Here is an 18,040-nt window from a genome sequence, read left to right as displayed (position 1 = left end):
CAGACCCCCCATACCTGCCTCAGCAGAAGGGAAGCACATCATAGGCTAGCTGGGAATCCTGAATCTCGATGCCCGCGACATGCTCTAAGGGCGCGCAGGCGCTTTGCCTTTCCCACGGACGCGGCGGCATCCTGGCCAAGGCTGAAGATGTGTCGTTCCGACGTCAGGCGATTTGGATGGAGCGGCAAGGGCAAGGAAAGGTCGGCAAGGCTGCCCACGGATGGCCTGCAGAAGTGCCTGCTTGGGTCGCGGCTGGTCCGCTGCGCATCAGGCCAACTGCTTGCAAAGAGAGCGTGGTAGGGGTGGTCGGACTCGAACCGACACTTCTTGCGAAAACGGATTTTGAATCCGTCGCGTCTACCATTCCGCCACACCCCCGTGACGCTCTCTCGTGAGGCCAGTCTGGCCTTCATGGGACCCGGCCGCGCAGGCCTGGGAATCGCCGCGCCTTCCCGGACAGGCACGAGGATCAGCGATCCTCTGCGTCCGCCAGTCCGCCACACGGGCCTTCCGTGTCCCGCCTAATGGGGCACGCGCGCTTTTGCAAGAGGGGTCAGGCGCGGCCCAGCTTTTGCAGGCGGGCCTGACGCAAGCGGGCGAAATCGTCCCCCGCATGATAGGACGACCGGGTCAGGGGCGTGGCCGAAACCATCAGGAAGCCCTTGCCATAGGCGGCCTTCTCGTAGCCCGCAAACTCCTCGGGGGTGACGAAGCGGTCCACGCGGTGGTGCTTGGGCGTCGGCTGCAGGTATTGGCCGATGGTCATGAAGTCGATGTCGGCGGCGCGCATGTCGTCCATCACCTGCAGCACGCTGCCCCGATCCTCGCCCAGGCCGACCATGATGCCCGACTTGGTGAACATCGCGGGATCAAGTTCCTTGACCTTCTGCAGCAGGCGCAGCGAGTGGAAATAGCGCGCGCCGGGCCGGACGGTCGGATACAGCGCGGGCACGGTTTCCAGGTTGTGGTTGAACACGTCGGGTCGCGCCTCGACCACGATCTCCAGCGCACCGGGCCTGGATTTCAGGAAGTCCGGGGTCAGCACCTCGATGGTCGAATCGGGGCTGCGGTGGCGGATCGCGCGGATGGTCTGGGCGAAGTGATCCGCCCCGCCATCGTCCAGGTCGTCCCGGTCGACCGAGGTGATGACCACATGCTTGAGGCCCAGCTTGTGCACGGCATGGGCGACGCGGCCCGGTTCGAACACGTCGAGCGCGCCGGGCTTGCCGGTCGCGACGTTGCAGAAGGTGCAGCCGCGCGTGCAGATCTCGCCCATGATCATCATGGTGGCGTGGCCCTGGGACCAGCACTCGCCGACATTGGGGCAGCCCGCTTCCTCGCACACGGTGGACAGGCGGTTGTCCTTCATGATGTCGCGGGTGCGCTTGTAGCCGTCCGAGGTCGGAGCCTTTACGCGAATCCAGTCGGGCTTCTTTGGCTGCGCCTGGTCGGGCCGGTGGGCCTTTTCCGGGTGTCGCTGGTCTGGCATCCGAAGGTCGCGCAAGGTCATGTCCTTTCCGTCGCGTGTCCGTCAGAAATAACCCTTTGTCCAGCCAAGCGCAACGGATGGGGCCATGCGCCCGGCGCAGATCTTCCCCGCGTCCGCGGGCAAGGCCGGGCAGGCGAAAGGCGGCCGGGGCGCCGCCCGCACCTCCGGTCGCCGCACGCCTGATCGCCGGCGTGCGGAGGCAGCGGGGAAGGGGGCCAAATCGTTTCTGCAGGTGCACGGTTCCGACTGCGGAGAGGGCCGGCGCGCCGGTCCGCAGTCACACTCCCGTCGTCTTCGCGCGCTAGGATATGACGGCTGCTCGCTTCGATGGTTTGTCGACCTGCCTTCCGCTTAGGCAAAGAGATCAAAAGGAAAAGCATTCGAGATGGGCAATCCGACAGCGGCCGATTTTCCCGGGAAACAGGTTGACACGGTGTTGCATCGCTCGGCCACTTGGAAGATACCGGCTCATGCTGCAGGCGCATTGCAGCAAGTTGATCATATTGATTGCTGTCCGTTTTTATATTCAACCTGTTTTAATCGGGTAAGAAATACCATGAAGCATGTGCTTGTCGTGGGTGGCTGCGGCTTTATCGGTTCGCATGTCGTGACAGCCTGATTGCGCAGGGCCATCGCGTCCGCGTCCTGGACATGAAGCCCGAGGCGTTTCGCGCGCCCGTTCCGGGCGTGGAGTATGTGACCGGCAGCTTCATGTCCGAGCCGGTCCTGCAGGCGGCCCTGCGGGACATCGACGTGGTGGTGCACGGCGTCAGCACCACGGTTCCCTCGACGGCGAACGCCGACCCCCTGGCGGATATCCAGGGCAACCTGATGTCCACCGTCCGTATGCTGCAGATCATGCGCCAGCAGCGTGTCGGAAAGCTGGTCTTCCTGTCGTCCGGCGGCACGGTCTATGGCGTTCCCTCGGTCGAGGTGGTCCCGGAAACCCATCCGCTTGCACCGATCACATCCCATGGGATCGTCAAGGTAGCAATCGAGCAGTACCTGCACATGGAACATCGCCTCCACGGGCTGGATTACGTCGCGCTTCGCGTGTCGAACCCCTATGGGCCGCGGCAGGGCTGTAACGGCATCCAGGGGATCATCGGCAACTATCTGTGGAAGATCGCCCATGGAGAGCAGATCGAGGTCTGGGGGGACGGAAGCATCGTGCGCGATTTCGTCCATGTCCACGATCTTGCAGAGCTTTGCGCGACCGTGGTCGAGGCGCCCATCGTCGGCTGCTTCAACGCGGGCTCCGGCACGGGCGCGTCGGTGAACGAGATCGTCCAGGCGGCTTCGGCGGTCACGAATCGCCGGATCAGGCCGATCTACAAGCCGGGGCGCAGCTTCGACGTTCCCCGCATCATCCTGGATATCAGGCGGATCAGGTCGGCAACGGGCTGGGTCCCGAAGACCCCGCTGATCCAGGGAATGCGCCACAGCTGGAACTGGATTCAGGGCCACAGGTCCATCGACGCCATCGCCTGAGGCGGCCGCGCCGGGCTGGCGCCTCCCGGGTCGCCAGCCGTTTCCCTCCGCCGGTCATGCCGGAGTCGTGTTCTTTTGAACGGAACAAGACCCCGTCGAGCGGGTTTGACTGTCAATCGAACCTTCACAACACCGACGGAGAAAGATCATGCCTATCAAGACGTTTACTGCTCCGATTGCTCTGGCTGCCGTTCTGGGCTTCGGTTCTGCCGCCTTCGCGCAGAACATGGTCGGCACGCAGCAGGTGAACGAAGCCGACATGGCCGCCGTGGCCGAACATTGCCGCACCCTGGCCATGGGGTCGGATGACAAGGCCATGGGCGCCACCGTCTCGGGCGGCGACGCTGGCAACTCGGGCAATGCCGACAACGATGCCGTCTCCGGCACCGGGCCTGATACGGATGCGGGCACAATGGACGGCGCGCAGCCCACGACGGGCAACGAAGGCAACCAGGACGACGACGCCCCCAATCCGGCCACGGCCGCTGCTGGCGCCGATACCTCGGCGACCGCCACGACCGGTCTGGAAGGCAACCAGGATGCCGACCAGTTCTCGGGCTCCATCAACATGGAGGTCATCACCCTGGCCGACTGCCAAGCCGCAGGGATGTGACGGACGGGTATCGAAAGACCGCATGGGGCAGCCTTGGCTGCCCCTTCTGCTATCTAACACGGGGTATATCCATGCGTATCCTTGCCGCAACGATGGTCCTCGCATCCGCCGCTGCCGCGGGTGCGCAAAATGTCGCACCCGATATCGCGATCGCGGCGGCGAAAAACCAGCAGGGCCTTCTGGAATTCTGCGCGGCCCAGGGCCATATCCCGCCCGAAGCAGCACAAACCCAAGCCAGGGTAATCGCGTCCTTTCCGCCCGCGCAGGATGCGGCCCTGGTCGAGGATGCCTACCGCAAGGGCCGGGCCGGAACCGTCAGCGCCATGCAGATCGAGGAGCCTCTGGCCGAGGCCGCGACCGGGCAGGGCACGACGGCCGCCGCGATGTGCGCCGAACTGGCAGAGGCTGCCGAGCAGGCCGCCCTGCAACTGCCGCAGCAATAAGCTGGCGGATGCGATTAAATGGGGCGCCCGTGTGACATAGGCGCCCGTTGACCCCGCTGGCCCGCGGGTCTAAACGGGCGCCTAGCTAACCCGTCGCGGGCAGCCACAGCTTTTCCGCGGCCGACAAGGGGAACTTGCCCGTGGAAACTCTACTGCAGGACTATCTGCCGATCCTCGTGTTTGCGGGAATGGCATCTGCATTGGCGCTGGTCCTGATCCTCGCCGCCGTGGTGGTTGCCGTACACAACCCGGACCCGGAAAAAGTCAGCGCCTATGAATGCGGCTTCAATGCCTTCGACGACGCGCGGATGAAATTTGACGTGCGATTCTACCTGGTGTCGATCCTGTTCATCATCTTCGACCTGGAAGTTGCCTTCCTGTTCCCCTGGGCGGTCAGCTTCGCGGGGCTGTCGGACGCGGCCTTCTGGTCGATGATGGTGTTCCTGGGGGTGCTGACCGTGGGGTTTGCCTACGAATGGAAGAAAGGTGCTCTTGAATGGGCGTGATGACCGGAGCCCACACGGCGGGTCCCGACCGCGAGGTCGCGACGGCCGCCCTGAACCGCGAGTTGCAGGACAAGGGCTTCCTGCTGACCACGACCGAGGACGTCATCAACTGGGCGCGCAACGGCAGCCTTCACTGGATGACCTTCGGCTTGGCCTGCTGCGCGGTCGAAATGATGCACACCTCGATGCCGCGCTATGACGTGGAACGCTTCGGCACCGCGCCGCGCGCCTCGCCGCGCCAGTCCGACCTGATGATCGTGGCGGGAACGCTGACCAACAAGATGGCCCCGGCGTTGCGCAAGGTCTATGACCAGATGCCGGAACCGCGCTATGTGCTTTCCATGGGAAGCTGCGCCAACGGCGGCGGCTACTACCACTACAGCTATTCGGTGGTGCGCGGCTGCGACCGGATCGTGCCCGTGGACATCTATGTCCCCGGCTGCCCCCCCACGGCCGAGGCGCTGCTCTACGGCATCCTGCAACTCCAGCGCCGCATCCGGCGCACCGGCACGCTGGTGAGGTAAGCCATGGCTGTCTATCCCGACATCGACGCGCTGGACCAGCTGGCCGAACACCTGAAGCTGCGCTGCGGGGACCAGGTCCTTGACGCGGGCGTCGCCTTTGGCGAGCTGACAGTGACCTCGACCCTGTCCGGCATCGTGGACCTGATCGAGTTCCTGCGCAGCGACAGTTCCTGCCGCTTCTCGACCCTGGTGGACATCACCGCCGTCGACCATCCCGAACGCCCGCATCGCTTCGACGTGGTCTGGCACCTGCTGTCGATGTACCAGAACCATCGAATCCGCGTAAAGGTCGCCATCCGCGAGGACGAGATCGTTCCGTCGCTGACAGGCATCTATCCCTGCGCCAACTGGTTCGAGCGGGAAATCTTCGACATGTTCGGGATTCTGTTCTCGGGGCATCCGGACCTGCGGCGCATCCTGACGGACTACGGCTTCAGCGGCTATCCCCTGCGCAAGGACTTCCCGACCACCGGCTATGTCGAGGTTCGCTATGACGAATCCGAAAAGCGCGTGGTGTATGAACCCGTGCGCCTGACGCAGGAATACCGCCAGTTCGACTTCCTCTCTCCATGGGAAGGCGCGAAATACGTGCTGCCCGGCGACGAAAAGACCAAGGGGTAAGGCCATGGACGGCGATATCCGCACCAACCAGTACGACGACGGATCGGCTGACACCCTTGTGGGCGAACAGAAGATCCGCAACTTCAACATCAACTTCGGTCCCCAGCACCCGGCGGCGCACGGCGTGCTGCGCATGGTGCTGGAACTGGACGGCGAGGTGGTGGAGCGCGCCGACCCGCATATCGGCCTGCTGCATCGCGGCACCGAAAAGCTGATGGAAAGCCGCACCTACCTGCAGAACCTGCCCTATTTCGACCGGCTGGACTATGTCTCGCCCATGAACCAGGAACATGCCTGGTGCCTGGCGATCGAGCGTCTGACCGGCACAGTCGTGCCGCGCCGGGCCAGTCTGATCCGGGTGCTGTATTGCGAGATCGGGCGCATCCTGAACCACCTGCTGGGCCTGACCACGGGGGCGATGGACGTGGGCGCGCTGACGCCGCCCTTGTGGGGGTTCGAGGCGCGCGAGGATCTGATGATCTTCTATGAACGCGCCAGCGGCGCGCGTCTGCACGCGGCCTATTTCCGGCCGGGCGGCGTTCATCAGGACCTGCCCCCCGACCTGCTGGACGACATCGACGCGTGGTGCGACCGCTTCCTCAAGGTCGTCGACGACTTGGACACCCTGCTGACCGAGAACCGCATCTTCAAGCAGCGCCTTGTGGGCATCGGCGTGGTGTCCGAGCAGGATTGCCTCGACTGGGGCTATTCGGGCGTGATGGCGCGCGGGTCGGGCCTGGCCTGGGACCTGCGCCGCTCGCAGCCCTACGAATGCTATGACGAGTTCGACTTCAAGATCCCGGTCGGCCGCAATGGCGACAGCTATGACCGCTTCCTGATCCGGATGCAGGAAATGCGGGAATCGACCGGCATCATGAAGCAGGCCATCCGCAAGCTGCGCGAACCTGCCGGGCAGGGCGACGTGCTGGCACGCGGCAAGCTGACTCCGCCCCGGCGCGGCGACATGAAGCGCGACATGGAAAGCCTGATCCATCACTTCAAGCTCTACACCGAGGGCTTCAAGGTTCCCGCGGGCGAAGTCTATGCCGCCGTCGAGGCGCCCAAGGGCGAGTTCGGCGTCTATCTGGTCAGCGACGGGACGAACAAGCCCTATCGCGCCAAGCTGCGCGCGCCCGGCTTCCTGCATCTTCAGTCGATGGACTGGATCGCCAAGGGCCACCTGCTGGCCGACGTGCCCGCCCTGATCGCCACGCTCGACATCGTGTTCGGAGAGGTTGACCGCTGATGCTCCGCCGTCTTTCGCCCGTCCAGCCGGACAGCTTCGAATTCACGCCCGCGAACCTGGATTGGGCCCATGCCCAGATGACCAAGTACCCGGAAGGCCGCCAGCAATCGGCGATCATTCCGGTGCTGTGGCGCGCGCAGGAACAGGAAGGCTGGCTGTCCCGGCCCGCCATCGAATACTGCGCGGAACTGCTGGGAATGCCCTATATCCGCGCGCTGGAAGTGGCGACATTCTACTTCATGTTCCAGCTTCAACCCGTTGGTTCGATTGCCAACATCCAGATCTGCGGCACCACCACCTGCATGATCTGCGGGGCCGAGGACCTGATCGCCGTCTGCAAGCGCAAGATCGCGCCGACGCCGCACACGCTGTCGGCCGACGGCAAGTTCAGCTGGGAAGAGGTCGAGTGCCTGGGCGCCTGCACCAACGCGCCCATGGCCCAGATCGGCAAGGATTATTACGAGGATCTGACGCCCGCCAAGCTTGAAGAACTGATCGACGCCTTTTCCGCCGGCCAGGTGCCGCTGCCGGGTCCGCAGAACGGGCGCTTCTCGTCCGAGCCGCTGGGCGGGCCGACCGCGCTTGCCGACCTCAAGGGGCAGGGCGACAAGCTGAACGCCAGCGCCGCGCTGGCGCGCGACATCGGCGAGACGGTCAAGCGGATCGACGGGACCGAGGTGCCGATCCTGACCAAGTGGCTTCGCAACCCCGAGGCTGCCGTGGACGACCGGACCGGCACCGACACCGCGCCCGAGCACGAGCCGCGTCCGGCGGCGGGCGAGCCTGCCGACGCGACCGGCATCACCGAGCAGGAAGCGCAGGCCGCCTCGGCCGCGCGTCCGCAGTCGGACCGCAATCCGGCGGGCATCCGGGCCATCGAGGAAGCGGAACAGAAGGACGACACGACCAGCCGTTAAGGCGAACCAGCAGCAGGAGCATGTGATGCCAGCCACGATCCTGACCGTCAGCGACCGGACCGCCCCATGGCGGCATGGTGCCCGGTGATGGCTGGCCGGGCGTCCGACCGCGACGCGGGCCAGATGCGGCTGGCTGCGGCGGTGATCGCCGTGGCGATGTGCCTCTGGCTGTTGGTCCAGGCGCTTGGCGCCTATTACGGCTGGTCCGGGAAGTGGGCCTATCTGGCGGATCTGGCCGCCATCGGAGCTTTTGTCTGGTCGCTGATCGTGACCTGGCGTATCTGGCGGCGCAGGAATGCGTGACGCCCGGATGAGAGGATTGAGAGCAGGATGCTGAAAGATCAGGATCGCATTTTCACCAACATCTACGGCATGGGCGACCGCAGCCTGGCCGGGGCGAGGAAGCGCGGCCATTGGGACGGCACCGCCGAGATCATCGCCCGCGGCCGCGACAAGATCGTGGAGCAGGTGAAGGCATCGGGCTTGCGCGGACGCGGGGGCGCGGGCTTTCCGACCGGCCTCAAGTGGTCCTTCATGCCCAAGGAAAGCGACGGCCGCCCGTCCTACCTGGTGATCAACGCCGACGAATCCGAACCCGCGACCTGCAAGGACCGCGAGATCATGCGCCACGATCCGCACACGCTGATCGAGGGCGCGCTGATCGCCTCCTTTGCGATGGGCGCGCACGCGGCCTATATCTATATCCGCGGCGAGTTCATCCGCGAGAAGGAATCGCTGCAGGCCGCCATCGACGAATGCTATGATGCGGGCCTTCTGGGCGCGAACGCGGCGGGGTCCGGCTGGGACTTCGACCTGTACCTGCACCACGGCGCCGGCGCCTATATCTGCGGCGAGGAAACGGCGCTGCTGGAAAGCCTGGAAGGCAAGAAGGGGATGCCCCGGATGAAGCCGCCCTTCCCGGCGGGCGCGGGGCTCTACGGCTGCCCGACCACGGTGAACAACGTCGAATCCATCGCCGTGACGCCCACCATCCTGCGGCGCGGCCCGGAATGGTTCGCGGGCTTCGGCCGCCCCAACAACGCGGGCGTCAAGCTGTTCGGCCTGACCGGCCACCTCAACACGCCCTGCGTGGTCGAGGAAGCCATGTCGATCCCCATGCGCGAGCTGATCGAGAAGCATGGCGGCGGCGTGCGCGGCGGGTGGAAGAACCTCAAGGCCGTGATCCCCGGCGGCGCGTCCTGTCCGGTCTTGACGGCGGAACAGTGCGAAAACGCCATCATGGACTATGACGGGATGCGCGAGTTGCGGTCGTCCTTCGGCACGGCCTGCATGATCGTGATGGACCAGCAGACCGACGTCATCAAGGCGATCTGGCGGCTGTCCAAGTTCTTCAAGCATGAAAGCTGCGGGCAATGCACGCCTTGCCGCGAGGGCACCGGCTGGATGATGCGCGTCATGGAACGCCTGGTGCGCGGCGACGCCGAGGTCGAGGAAATCGACATGCTGTTCGACGTGACCAAGCAGGTCGAGGGTCACACCATCTGCGCCCTTGGCGACGCCGCCGCCTGGCCGATCCAGGGCCTGATCCGCAACTTCCGCGAGGAGATCGAGGATCGCATCAAGGCCAAGCGCACCGGCCGTATGGGGGCGATGGCTGCGGAATGACGCGTCTGGGGGCATATCGGGTCAGGGCAGGGGCGGCGCTTGTGGCGCTGTCCTGCGCGGCTGCGCTTGCCGTGCCCGCCGCCGCCCTTCAGCCCTTGTCGCAGGAACGCCACATCAACGACAGCTTGGTCCAGGCGCGCGTCGCCGACATGCTGCGCCGGGGCTGTCCGACGCTGGACGCGCGTCTGGTCCGCGCCTTTTCCGAAGCGCGCAAGCTGAAACGCTATGCCTTGGACCAGGGCTATAGCGAAGCGCAGATCGACGCCTTCCTGGACAGCAGGGATGAGCGTCGCCGCATCTATGCCGAGGCCGACCGCTACATGGTCGCCAATGGGGTGGTGAATGGCCAGCCCGAGACATTCTGCCGTCTGGGGCAGCAAGAGATAGAACGGAAGACGATCGCCGGATCGCTTCTGGTTGCCAGGTAAGGAAGAAAGCCGATGGCCGATTTGCGCACGATCAAGATCGACGGAACCGAGATCGCGGTCGATCCCAACCTGACCCTGATCCAGGCCTGCGAGCAGGCGGGCATCGAAATCCCGCGCTTCTGCTATCACGAACGGCTGTCCATCGCGGGCAACTGCCGGATGTGCCTGGTCGAGGTCGTGGGCGGTCCCCCCAAGCCCGCGGCAAGCTGCGCCATGCAGGTCAAGGACCTGCGCCCCGGCCCGGACGGCGCGCCGTCGGAAATCCGCACCAACAGCCCCATGGTCAAGAAGGCCCGCGAGGGCGTGATGGAGTTCCTGCTGATCAACCATCCGCTGGACTGCCCGATCTGCGACCAGGGCGGCGAATGCGACCTGCAGGACCAGGCCATGGCCTATGGCGTGGACTTCAGCCGCTACCGAGAGCCGAAGCGCGCCGCCGAGGAACTGAACCTCGGCCCGCTGGTCGAAACGCACATGACCCGTTGCATCAGCTGCACCCGCTGCGTGCGCTTCACCACCGAGGTCGCGGGCATCAGCCAGATGGGCCAGACCGGACGCGGCGAGGACAGCGAGATCACCAGCTACCTGAACGAGACGCTGGCATCCAACCTGCAGGGCAACATCATCGACCTGTGCCCGGTGGGCGCGCTTGTCAGCAAGCCCTATGCCTTCAAGGCCCGTCCGTGGGAACTGCGCAAGACCGAGACCATCGACGTGATGGACGCGCTGGGCAGCAACATCCGCGTGGACGTGAAGGGCCGCGAGGTGATGCGCATCCTGCCGCGCAACCATGACGACGTGAACGAGGAGTGGATCAGCGACAAGACCCGCTTCGTCTGGGACGGGCTGCGCCGCCAGCGGCTGGACAAGCCCTATATCCGCGAAAACGGCAAGCTGCGCCCGGCAGGCTGGGGTGAGGCCCTGGCTGCCGCCGCCTCCGCCATGAAGGGCCGCAAGGTCGCCGGTCTGGTGGGCGATCTGGCTCCGGTCGAGGCGGCCTTCAGCCTGAAGCAGTTGATCGAGAACTTGGGCGGCAGCGTCGAATGCCGCACTGAGGGCGCGCGGCTGCCTGCGGGCAATCGGGGTGCCTATGTCGGCAACGCGACCATCGCCGACATCGACAGCGCCAAGCGCATCCTGCTGATCGGCACCAACCCGCGCGAGGAAGCGCCGGTGCTGAACGCGCGCATCCGCAAGGCCTGGGCGCATGGCGCGCAGGTGGCTCTGATCGGGGATGCGGTCGATCTGACCTATGACTATCACCACCACGGCAACGACCGCGCTGCGCTGACCCATCTGGTCAAGGACGACCTGAAGTCCACCGCGGGCACGCCCGGCATCGTGATCGTGGGCCAGGGCGCCCTGCGCGAGGCGGACGGCGAGGCCGTGCTGGCCAATGCCATGCGCATCTGCGAGTTGGACGACTGCAAGCTGCTGGTCCTGCACAGCGCCGCATCCCGCGTGGGGGCGATGGACGTGGGCGCCGTGACCGAAGGCGGGCTCGATGCCGCAATCGACGGGGTCGAGGTGATCTACAACCTGGGCGCCGACGAGGTGGACGTGGCAACCGGTGCCTTCGTGATCTACCAGGGCAGTCATGGCGACCGGGGTGCGCACCGGGCCGACATCATCCTGCCCGGCGCCTGCTACACCGAGGAAAACGGGCTGTTCGTCAACACCGAGGGCCGTCCGCAGCTTGCCATGCGCGCCAACTTCGCGCCGGGCGAGGCCAAGGAGAACTGGGCAATCCTGCGCGCGCTGTCGGCTGAACTGGGGGCCACGCTGCCTTGGGACACGTTCACGCAACTGCGCCGCGCCTTGGTCGAGGCTGTGCCGCATCTGGCGATGATCGACCAGGTTCCCGAAAACGAATGGCGTCCGCTGGACCGGATGGACCTGGGACGCGCGACCTTCCGCTATGCCGTCAAGGACTTCTACCTGACGAACCCGATCGCGCGCTGTTCGCCGCTGATGGGGGAACTGTCGCGGATGGCGGCGGCGCGCAACGCGCCCGCCCTGGCGGCCGAGTGATCCTATGCCAGTGTTCCGCCAGTCTCGCCTTGCCATCGCGGCCCTTGCGGGTGCTGCGATGCTGGCCGGCTGCGCGGACGACGCCGGCGAGGGGCGCCCCAAGCCGAAGCCCGCGACGATGACCGCCAAGGTCGTGACCCCCGGCGGGGCCGAGGGCAAGGCGCCGCTGACGCTTGCCCGCATCTCGACCAAGTCGGGCGAGATCCTGATTCTGGAACCTGACGGCAGCGTCACCACCATGGCGCTGGACAGCCCCGAGGGGCAGGATGCCTTTGCCGTGACCGAGGCCGACTTGATGGCCTTGAACGAGAATCTGGACCTTGACCTGGGCGCGGGTGTCGCGGCGGACCTGCCGCCCCGCCAGACGGCGCAGGAAAAGGCGCTGGAGGAATTCGCCGCGCGCACCCAGCCTGCGCTGCCCGTCTGGGACAACGGCACCAAGATCGACCCCGAGGATTTCCAGGGCGCCCGCGTGGTGCCGCTGGGGCCGGACGGGTCGTCGGGACTGGTCGAAGTGACCGCTAACTTGCGCGAGGGGGTGGACGCCGATATCGCCTTCTCGTATGCCACCTGCGCGCTGGCTGGTTGGGCCAAGCAGAATGGCGAGACATACGGCCGCCACGTGCGCACGCTACAGGATACGCGCGACGGCAAGCTGATGATCGGTGCCGCATTCACGCTGTCGGATCAGAAGCCGATGGGTCTGCGGGTGATGGAAACGAACGAGACCTTGCGCGAGTGCAAGGCGCGCGGCATTCCCGCGGCGTAAGGAGATAGGGACGGGCATGGCTGAATTCTGGGCATCCTCTCTGGGCATGACGATCCTGATGCTGGCGCAGGGTCTGGCGGTGATCGCCTTTGTCATGCTGTCGCTGATCTTCATGGTCTATGGCGACCGCAAGATCTGGGCCGCCGTGCAGTTGCGGCGCGGCCCCAACGTGGTCGGTCCCTGGGGCCTGCTGCAGACCTTCGCCGACGCGCTGAAATACGTGCTGAAGGAGATCGTCATCCCCGCCGGGGCGGACAAGTTCGTCTTCTTCCTGGCGCCGTTCCTGTCGATGACCCTGGCCCTGCTGGCCTTTGTCGCGATCCCCTTCGCGCCCGGCTGGGTCATGGCCGACATCAACGTGGGCATCCTGTTCATCTTCGCCGTTTCCTCGCTGGAGGTATACGGCGTCATCATGGGCGGCTGGGCCTCGAACTCGAAATACCCGTTCCTGTCGTCGCTGCGGGCGGCGGCGCAGATGATCTCCTACGAGGTCAGCCTGGGCCTCATCATCATCGGCGTCATCATCTCGACCGGGTCGATGAACATCAGCGCCATCGTCGAGGCGCAGTCGGGCGCGGGCCTGCTGTCCTGGTACTGGCTGCCGCACCTGCCGATGCTGGTCCTGTTCTTCGTGTCCGCCCTGGCCGAGACGAACCGCCCGCCCTTCGACCTGGCCGAGGCCGAATCGGAACTGGTCGCGGGCTTCATGGTCGAATATTCCTCCACGCCCTACCTGCTGTTCATGGCCGGCGAATACATCGCCATCTGGCTGATGTGCGCGCTGATCAGCCTGCTGTTCTTCGGCGGCTGGCTGTCGCCCATCCCCGGGCTGCCCGACGGCGCGCTGTGGATGTTCCTGAAGATGGTCTTCTGGTTCTGGATGTTCGCCATGGTGAAGGCCATCGTGCCGCGGTATCGCTATGACCAGCTGATGCGGATCGGCTGGAAGGTGTTCCTGCCGCTGTCTCTGGGCTGGGTCGTGCTGGTGGCCTTCCTTGCCCGCTTCGAAGTCTTCGGGTCGTTCTGGGCCCGCTGGGCGGGGGCATAAGCCATGGCCTATTCCAACAAGATCGCCGAAATGCTGGCAAGGGCGTCGGAAACCGACAAGGTCGAGTTCGCGCACTTCCTGGCAAACAATCTGGATACCGCTGAGCAGTCCCGTGACAGCGCCAGGGTCCGCGAATACGTGGCGGCCTTCGACCGCTTCGCCGCGCCCAAGCAAGGGGAAGAGTTCTGATGCCGTTCGACATCGCCCGCGCCACCAAATATTTCCTGATGGTCGATTTCCTCAAGGGCTTCGGCCTCGGGGTGAAATACTTCTTCGCCCCCAAGGCGACGCTGAACTATCCGCACGAGAAGGGCCCCCTGTCGCCGCGCTTCCGGGGCGAACACGCCCTGCGCCGCTATCCCAACGGCGAGGAACGCTGCATCGCCTGCAAGCTGTGCGAGGCGATCTGCCCCGCTCAGGCGATCACCATCGACGCCGAGCCGCGCGAGGACGGCTCGCGCCGCACCACGCGCTATGACATCGACATGACCAAGTGCATCTATTGCGGCTTCTGCCAGGAAGCCTGCCCGGTCGATGCCATCGTGGAAGGCCCGAACTTCGAGTTCGCGACCGAAACGCGCGAGGAGCTGTTCTACGACAAGCAGAGATTGCTGGACAACGGCGCCCGCTGGGAAGCCGAGATCGCCCGCAACCTGTCCATCGACGCGCCCTACCGATGAGCGACGCGTTTACCAAGCTGTTCCAGCAGATGATGCAGTCGGGCCAGGAAATGGCCCGCGCGTTCAATCCTGCGCTGGAAACCTTCGATCCCCGCGCGTTCGAGAAGATGATCCCGACCATGCCGGCGGACATGCTGGAAATGTGGTTCGGCCGTACCTTCAACCGCGACGGCCTGGACGCCAAGACCCGCCTGCTGGTGACGCTTGCCGCGCTGACGGTGCAGGGCGCCCATGCCGAGCCTCAGCTTCGCCTGACCATCCGCCACGCCATCGAGGCGGGCGCGACCGCGCGCGAGGTGGCCGAGGTCATCTACCAGATGGGGATGTTCGGCGGCATTCCGGCCATGCAGAAGGCCCTGGAGATCGCGCAGGGCGTATTCACGGAACACGAAGGAAAACAGGAATGATCACCTTCGCCTTCTACCTGTTCGCCATCTCGGTCTGCCTGGCGGGCTTCATGGTGGTGCTGTCGCGCAATCCGGTCCATTCGGTGCTGTGGCTGATCCTGGCCTTCATCTCGGCCGCGGGGCTGTTCGTCCTGCAGGGGGCCGAGTTCGTGGCGATGCTGCTGGTGATCGTCTATGTCGGCGCCGTGGCGGTTCTGTTCCTGTTCGTCGTGATGATGCTGGACGTGGACTTCGCGCAGCTTCGCGGCGAACTGGCGGGCTATCTGCCGCTGGCCGGGCTGATCGCCATCGTCCTGCTGGCGCAGCTTGCCATCGCCTTCGGCGGCTGGGAAAGCAGCGTCGGGGCCGAGGGGCTGCGCACCGTGCCGATCCTGGCCGAGACCCAGAACACCAACCTGATCGGCACGGTTCTGTATGACCGCTACCTGCTGCCGTTCCAGATTGCAGGCCTGATCCTGCTGGTCGCCATGATCGGCGCGATCACCTTGACCATGCGCCACCGCCGCGACATCAAGCGCCAGGACGTGCTGGAGCAGATGTACCGTGACCCGGCCAAGGCGATGGAACTGCGCGACGTGAAGCCGGGGCAGGGGCTTTAAGGCCTTCTGCACCGCAGACTGATATTGACCGGGTAACGACCCGAAGGGACGAAAGACGATGATAGGCTTGACACATTACCTCGTCGTGGGGGCGATCTTGTTCGTCGCCGGTATCTTCGGCATCTTTGTGAACCGCAAGAACGTCATCGTCATCCTGATGTCGATCGAACTGATCCTCTTGTCGGTCAACATCAACTTCGTGGCCTTCTCGGCCCACCTGGACGATCTGGCGGGGCAGGTCTTCACCATGTTCATCCTGACCGTCGCGGCGGCCGAGGCCGCGATTGGCCTGGCGATCCTGGTGGTCTTCTTCCGCAACCGCGGCTCGATCGCGGTGGACGATGTCAACGTGATGAAGGGGTAAGCGGTCATGGTGCAATTCATCCTGTTCGCGCCCCTGGTCGCGGCGCTGATCGCGGGCTTCGGCTGGCGCGTCATCGGCGAAAAGGGCGCGCAACTGCTGACGACGGGCGTGCTGTTCGTCGCCGCGCTGTTTTCCTGGATCGTGTTCAGCACCTTCGGGGGCGAGACGCAGCACATCCCCGTCATGGACTGGGTCGTGTCGGGCGATTTCAGCAGCGAATGGGCGATCCGCCTGGACCGGCTGACGGCGATCATGCTGATTGTCGTGACCACGGTCTCGGCGCTCGTCCACCTCTATTCGATGGGCTACATGGCCCATGACGACAACTGGACGCATCACGAGCACTACAAGGCGCGCTTCTTCGCCTATCTGTCGTTCTTCACCTTCGCCATGCTGATGCTGGTGACGGCGGACAACCTCTTGCAGATGTTCTTCGGCTGGGAGGGGGTGGGCGTCGCCTCCTACCTGCTGATCGGCTTCTATTACCGCAAGCCGTCGGCCAACGCCGCCGCCATGAAGGCCTTCATCGTCAACCGGGTCGGCGACTTCGGCTTCCTTATGGGCATCTTCGGGCTGTGGTGGATGACCGGGTCGATCCAGTTCGACGCGATCTTCGCGCAGGTGGATGAACTGGCGCAGGCGCAGGTCCATTTCCTGTGGGCCGACTGGAACGCCGCGAACCTGCTGGCCGTCCTGCTGTTCGTGGGCGCCATGGGCAAGTCGGCGCAGCTGTTCCTGCACACCTGGCTGCCGGACGCGATGGAAGGCCCGACCCCGGTCTCCGCGCTGATCCACGCCGCGACCATGGTGACGGCGGGCGTGTTCCTCGTCTGCCGCATGTCGCCCTTGTTCGAGTTCGCACCCGAGGCCAAGATGTTCGTGACGATCATCGGCGCCTCGACCGCGTTCTTCGCGGCGACCGTGGGCCTGGTGCAGAACGACATCAAGCGCGTGATCGCCTACTCGACCTGCTCGCAGCTTGGCTACATGTTCGTGGCGGCGGGGGTCGGCGTCTATTCGGTCGCCATGTTCCACCTGTTCACGCACGCCTTCTTCAAGGCCATGCTGTTCCTGGGCGCGGGTTCCGTGATCCACGCGATGCACCACGAACAGGACATGCGGAACTATGGCGGGCTGCGCAAGAAGGTGCCCTATACCTTCGCCGCCATGCTGATCGGCACGCTGGCCATCACCGGCGTCGGCATTCCGCTGACCCATATCGGCTTTGCGGGCTTCCTGTCCAAGGACGCGGTGATCGAAAGCGCCTACGCGTCCGGCGTGGGCTATGCCTTCTGGCTGCTGGTGATCGCGGCGCTGATGACCAGCTTCTATTCCTGGCGGCTGATGTTCCTGACCTTCTGGGGCGCGCCGCGTCCGCAAAAGGTCTGGGATGCCGAGATCAAGTCCGAGGAGGAGGTCCAGCCTGTCCCCGGCCATGGCCACGGGCATGACGACCACGGCCATCACGATCCCCTGCACGCCCACCACCATGCCCATGAAAGCCCGCCGGTCATGACCGTGCCGCTGGCCGTCCTGGCCCTTGGCGCGATCTTCGCCGGGATGATCTGGTACGGCAGCTTCTTTGGCGACAACGTGCAGCGGTTCTTCGGCCTGCCCGAAGTGGCCCATGAACAGGCCGAGAGCGGCCATGGCGAGGCGCTGGACGGTGCCGTGGCCGAGGCCCCGCATGGCGAGCCTGAAGGGGCGGCGACCCATGCCGCCGCGGGTGCCGCCAGCGACCCGGCCGAGGAAGCCGCGGCCGACGGCCACGAGGCCATGGCCGGCTTCGAGCAGGGCGCCATCTTCATGCGCGGGGACAACCATGTCATGCACGACGCCCATTCGGTCCCGACCTGGGTGAAGCTGTCGCCTTTCGTGGCGATGCTGATCGGGCTTGGCCTGTCCTGGCTGATGTATATCCGCTATCCGAACGCGCCTGCCAAGCTGGCGGCGCAGCAGCCGGCGCTGTATCGGTTCCTGCTGAACAAGTGGTATTTCGACGAGATCTATCACTTCGCCTTCGTGCGTCCGGCGCTTTGGATCGGCCGCAAGCTGTGGACGGGCGGCGACACAGCGGTTATCGACGGCGCCATCAACGGGGTGGCCATGGGAATCATCCCGCGCCTGACGCGCTTCGCCGGTCGGGTGCAGTCGGGCTATCTGTTCCATTACGCCTTTGCGATGGTTGTCGGCATCGTGGGCTTGCTGATCTGGGTGATGATGCGGGGCGCGCACTGA

At 65.2% G+C, this 18,040-nt stretch carries 22 protein-coding genes and 1 tRNA gene; 21 read left to right on the top strand and 2 right to left on the bottom strand.

From position 1 onward, the window contains the following. Nucleotides 1-294 precede the first annotated feature (294 nt). Nucleotides 295-378, bottom strand: a tRNA-Leu gene (locus J0F76_RS14350). 175 nt (nucleotides 379-553) lie between these two features. Next, nucleotides 554-1,510 (bottom strand): lipoyl synthase, encoded by a 957-nt coding sequence (gene lipA / locus J0F76_RS14345; RefSeq protein ID WP_207470472.1) that lies wholly within the window; start codon nucleotides 1,508-1,510, stop codon nucleotides 554-556. A 364-nt stretch (nucleotides 1,511-1,874) separates the two neighbouring features. Here lipA and J0F76_RS20950 point away from each other — a divergent pair, with 364 nt between their 5' ends. The 21 genes from J0F76_RS20950 to nuoL all read left to right on the top strand — a co-directional run bounded on the left by J0F76_RS20950 (nucleotide 1,875) and on the right by nuoL (nucleotide 18,040). After that, complete coding sequence (locus tag J0F76_RS20950) at nucleotides 1,875-2,108, top strand: hypothetical protein (protein ID WP_242690223.1); 234 nt, start codon at nucleotides 1,875-1,877, stop codon at nucleotides 2,106-2,108. A gap of 32 nt (nucleotides 2,109-2,140) precedes the next feature. Beyond that, entirely contained in the window at nucleotides 2,141-2,980 is an 840-nt protein-coding gene (locus tag J0F76_RS14340; protein ID WP_242690222.1) for an NAD-dependent epimerase/dehydratase family protein, read from the top strand. A gap of 148 nt (nucleotides 2,981-3,128) precedes the next feature. Continuing rightward, nucleotides 3,129-3,593: a hypothetical protein gene (locus J0F76_RS14335; RefSeq protein WP_207470471.1), complete on the top strand. Its 465-nt coding sequence runs from the start codon at nucleotides 3,129-3,131 to the stop codon at nucleotides 3,591-3,593. Nucleotides 3,594-3,664: 71 nt separating this feature from the next. Next, nucleotides 3,665-4,036, top strand: a complete 372-nt coding sequence (locus J0F76_RS14330) for a hypothetical protein (RefSeq protein ID WP_242690221.1) — start codon at nucleotides 3,665-3,667, stop codon at nucleotides 4,034-4,036. Between the two features lie 140 nt (nucleotides 4,037-4,176). Then, nucleotides 4,177-4,542 (top strand): NADH-quinone oxidoreductase subunit A, encoded by a 366-nt coding sequence (locus tag J0F76_RS14325; protein WP_207470470.1) that lies wholly within the window; start codon nucleotides 4,177-4,179, stop codon nucleotides 4,540-4,542. Continuing rightward, entirely contained in the window at nucleotides 4,533-5,066 is a 534-nt protein-coding gene (locus tag J0F76_RS14320; RefSeq protein ID WP_207470467.1) for a NuoB/complex I 20 kDa subunit family protein, read from the top strand. Before J0F76_RS14325 ends, J0F76_RS14320 begins: the two co-directional genes overlap by 10 nt. Before the next feature lie 3 nt (nucleotides 5,067-5,069). Further along, complete coding sequence (locus J0F76_RS14315) at nucleotides 5,070-5,687, top strand: NADH-quinone oxidoreductase subunit C (protein WP_207470466.1); 618 nt, start codon at nucleotides 5,070-5,072, stop codon at nucleotides 5,685-5,687. A 4-nt stretch (nucleotides 5,688-5,691) separates the two neighbouring features. After that, complete coding sequence (locus tag J0F76_RS14310) at nucleotides 5,692-6,933, top strand: NADH-quinone oxidoreductase subunit D (protein WP_207470464.1); 1,242 nt, start codon at nucleotides 5,692-5,694, stop codon at nucleotides 6,931-6,933. After that, nucleotides 6,933-7,850 (top strand): NADH-quinone oxidoreductase subunit NuoE, encoded by a 918-nt coding sequence (gene nuoE / locus J0F76_RS14305; protein WP_207470462.1) that lies wholly within the window; start codon nucleotides 6,933-6,935, stop codon nucleotides 7,848-7,850. The genes J0F76_RS14310 and nuoE overlap by 1 nt, the downstream gene beginning before the upstream one ends. A gap of 66 nt (nucleotides 7,851-7,916) precedes the next feature. Continuing rightward, nucleotides 7,917-8,153, top strand: a complete 237-nt coding sequence (locus J0F76_RS14300) for a DUF5337 domain-containing protein (RefSeq protein ID WP_207470460.1) — start codon at nucleotides 7,917-7,919, stop codon at nucleotides 8,151-8,153. Nucleotides 8,154-8,180: 27 nt separating this feature from the next. Further along, on the top strand, nucleotides 8,181-9,476 hold the full coding sequence (nuoF, locus tag J0F76_RS14295) for an NADH-quinone oxidoreductase subunit NuoF (protein WP_207470458.1): 1,296 nt from the start codon (nucleotides 8,181-8,183) through the stop codon (nucleotides 9,474-9,476). Next, nucleotides 9,473-9,904, top strand: a complete 432-nt coding sequence (locus J0F76_RS14290; RefSeq protein ID WP_207470456.1) for a DUF5333 domain-containing protein — start codon at nucleotides 9,473-9,475, stop codon at nucleotides 9,902-9,904. Before nuoF ends, J0F76_RS14290 begins: the two co-directional genes overlap by 4 nt. Before the next feature lie 12 nt (nucleotides 9,905-9,916). Continuing rightward, entirely contained in the window at nucleotides 9,917-11,935 is a 2,019-nt protein-coding gene (nuoG, locus tag J0F76_RS14285; protein ID WP_207470454.1) for an NADH-quinone oxidoreductase subunit NuoG, read from the top strand. A 4-nt stretch (nucleotides 11,936-11,939) separates the two neighbouring features. Then, nucleotides 11,940-12,704 carry a hypothetical protein gene (locus tag J0F76_RS14280; protein ID WP_207470453.1) on the top strand — a complete coding sequence of 255 codons (765 nt, stop codon included), beginning with the start codon at nucleotides 11,940-11,942 and terminating at the stop codon, nucleotides 12,702-12,704. A gap of 16 nt (nucleotides 12,705-12,720) precedes the next feature. Continuing rightward, on the top strand, nucleotides 12,721-13,752 hold the full coding sequence (gene nuoH / locus J0F76_RS14275; RefSeq protein WP_207470451.1) for an NADH-quinone oxidoreductase subunit NuoH: 1,032 nt from the start codon (nucleotides 12,721-12,723) through the stop codon (nucleotides 13,750-13,752). 3 nt (nucleotides 13,753-13,755) lie between these two features. Next, nucleotides 13,756-13,941, top strand: coding sequence for a hypothetical protein (locus J0F76_RS14270; RefSeq protein ID WP_207470449.1), 186 nt, complete (start codon nucleotides 13,756-13,758; stop codon nucleotides 13,939-13,941). Continuing rightward, entirely contained in the window at nucleotides 13,941-14,432 is a 492-nt protein-coding gene (gene nuoI, locus J0F76_RS14265) for an NADH-quinone oxidoreductase subunit NuoI (RefSeq protein WP_207470446.1), read from the top strand. The genes J0F76_RS14270 and nuoI overlap by 1 nt, the downstream gene beginning before the upstream one ends. Further along, nucleotides 14,429-14,839: a carboxymuconolactone decarboxylase family protein gene (locus J0F76_RS14260; RefSeq protein WP_207470444.1), complete on the top strand. Its 411-nt coding sequence runs from the start codon at nucleotides 14,429-14,431 to the stop codon at nucleotides 14,837-14,839. The genes nuoI and J0F76_RS14260 overlap by 4 nt, the downstream gene beginning before the upstream one ends. Then, entirely contained in the window at nucleotides 14,836-15,438 is a 603-nt protein-coding gene (locus J0F76_RS14255) for an NADH-quinone oxidoreductase subunit J (protein ID WP_207470442.1), read from the top strand. Before J0F76_RS14260 ends, J0F76_RS14255 begins: the two co-directional genes overlap by 4 nt. 58 nt (nucleotides 15,439-15,496) lie before the next feature. Continuing rightward, nucleotides 15,497-15,802 carry an NADH-quinone oxidoreductase subunit NuoK gene (nuoK, locus tag J0F76_RS14250; RefSeq protein ID WP_207470440.1) on the top strand — a complete coding sequence of 102 codons (306 nt, stop codon included), beginning with the start codon at nucleotides 15,497-15,499 and terminating at the stop codon, nucleotides 15,800-15,802. 6 nt (nucleotides 15,803-15,808) lie between these two features. Then, nucleotides 15,809-18,040, top strand: coding sequence for an NADH-quinone oxidoreductase subunit L (nuoL, locus tag J0F76_RS14245; protein WP_207470437.1), 2,232 nt, complete (start codon nucleotides 15,809-15,811; stop codon nucleotides 18,038-18,040).

The sequence above is a fragment of the Paracoccus fontiphilus genome, assembly GCF_017356265.1.
Taxonomy (GTDB): domain Bacteria; phylum Pseudomonadota; class Alphaproteobacteria; order Rhodobacterales; family Rhodobacteraceae; genus Paracoccus; species Paracoccus fontiphilus.
Note: the sequence above shows the minus strand (reverse complement) of the source record. Positions and strands in the feature narration are given on the sequence as shown.

Excerpts from the sequence above, each read along its gene's own strand:
- J0F76_RS14320 (WP_207470467.1), top strand. The coding sequence starts at position 4,533 with ATGGGCGTGATGACCGGAGCCCACACGGCGGGTCCCGACCGCGAGGTC.
- J0F76_RS14290 (WP_207470456.1), top strand. The coding sequence starts at position 9,473 with ATGACGCGTCTGGGGGCATATCGGGTCAGGGCAGGGGCGGCGCTTGTG.
- J0F76_RS14335 (WP_207470471.1), top strand. The coding sequence starts at position 3,129 with ATGCCTATCAAGACGTTTACTGCTCCGATTGCTCTGGCTGCCGTTCTG.
- J0F76_RS14310 (WP_207470464.1), top strand. The coding sequence starts at position 5,692 with ATGGACGGCGATATCCGCACCAACCAGTACGACGACGGATCGGCTGAC.
- nuoK (WP_207470440.1), top strand. The coding sequence starts at position 15,497 with ATGATAGGCTTGACACATTACCTCGTCGTGGGGGCGATCTTGTTCGTC.
- J0F76_RS14260 (WP_207470444.1), top strand. The coding sequence starts at position 14,429 with ATGAGCGACGCGTTTACCAAGCTGTTCCAGCAGATGATGCAGTCGGGC.
- J0F76_RS14340 (WP_242690222.1), top strand. The coding sequence starts at position 2,141 with ATGAAGCCCGAGGCGTTTCGCGCGCCCGTTCCGGGCGTGGAGTATGTG.
- J0F76_RS14270 (WP_207470449.1), top strand. The coding sequence starts at position 13,756 with ATGGCCTATTCCAACAAGATCGCCGAAATGCTGGCAAGGGCGTCGGAA.
- nuoF (WP_207470458.1), top strand. The coding sequence starts at position 8,181 with ATGCTGAAAGATCAGGATCGCATTTTCACCAACATCTACGGCATGGGC.
- nuoL (WP_207470437.1), top strand. The coding sequence starts at position 15,809 with ATGGTGCAATTCATCCTGTTCGCGCCCCTGGTCGCGGCGCTGATCGCG.
- J0F76_RS14300 (WP_207470460.1), top strand. The coding sequence starts at position 7,917 with ATGGCGGCATGGTGCCCGGTGATGGCTGGCCGGGCGTCCGACCGCGAC.
- lipA (WP_207470472.1), bottom strand. The coding sequence starts at position 1,510 with ATGACCTTGCGCGACCTTCGGATGCCAGACCAGCGACACCCGGAAAAG.
- J0F76_RS14255 (WP_207470442.1), top strand. The coding sequence starts at position 14,836 with ATGATCACCTTCGCCTTCTACCTGTTCGCCATCTCGGTCTGCCTGGCG.
- J0F76_RS20950 (WP_242690223.1), top strand. The coding sequence starts at position 1,875 with ATGGGCAATCCGACAGCGGCCGATTTTCCCGGGAAACAGGTTGACACG.
- nuoI (WP_207470446.1), top strand. The coding sequence starts at position 13,941 with ATGCCGTTCGACATCGCCCGCGCCACCAAATATTTCCTGATGGTCGAT.
- nuoH (WP_207470451.1), top strand. The coding sequence starts at position 12,721 with ATGGCTGAATTCTGGGCATCCTCTCTGGGCATGACGATCCTGATGCTG.
- J0F76_RS14315 (WP_207470466.1), top strand. The coding sequence starts at position 5,070 with ATGGCTGTCTATCCCGACATCGACGCGCTGGACCAGCTGGCCGAACAC.
- nuoE (WP_207470462.1), top strand. The coding sequence starts at position 6,933 with ATGCTCCGCCGTCTTTCGCCCGTCCAGCCGGACAGCTTCGAATTCACG.
- J0F76_RS14280 (WP_207470453.1), top strand. The coding sequence starts at position 11,940 with ATGCCAGTGTTCCGCCAGTCTCGCCTTGCCATCGCGGCCCTTGCGGGT.
- nuoG (WP_207470454.1), top strand. The coding sequence starts at position 9,917 with ATGGCCGATTTGCGCACGATCAAGATCGACGGAACCGAGATCGCGGTC.
- J0F76_RS14330 (WP_242690221.1), top strand. The coding sequence starts at position 3,665 with ATGCGTATCCTTGCCGCAACGATGGTCCTCGCATCCGCCGCTGCCGCG.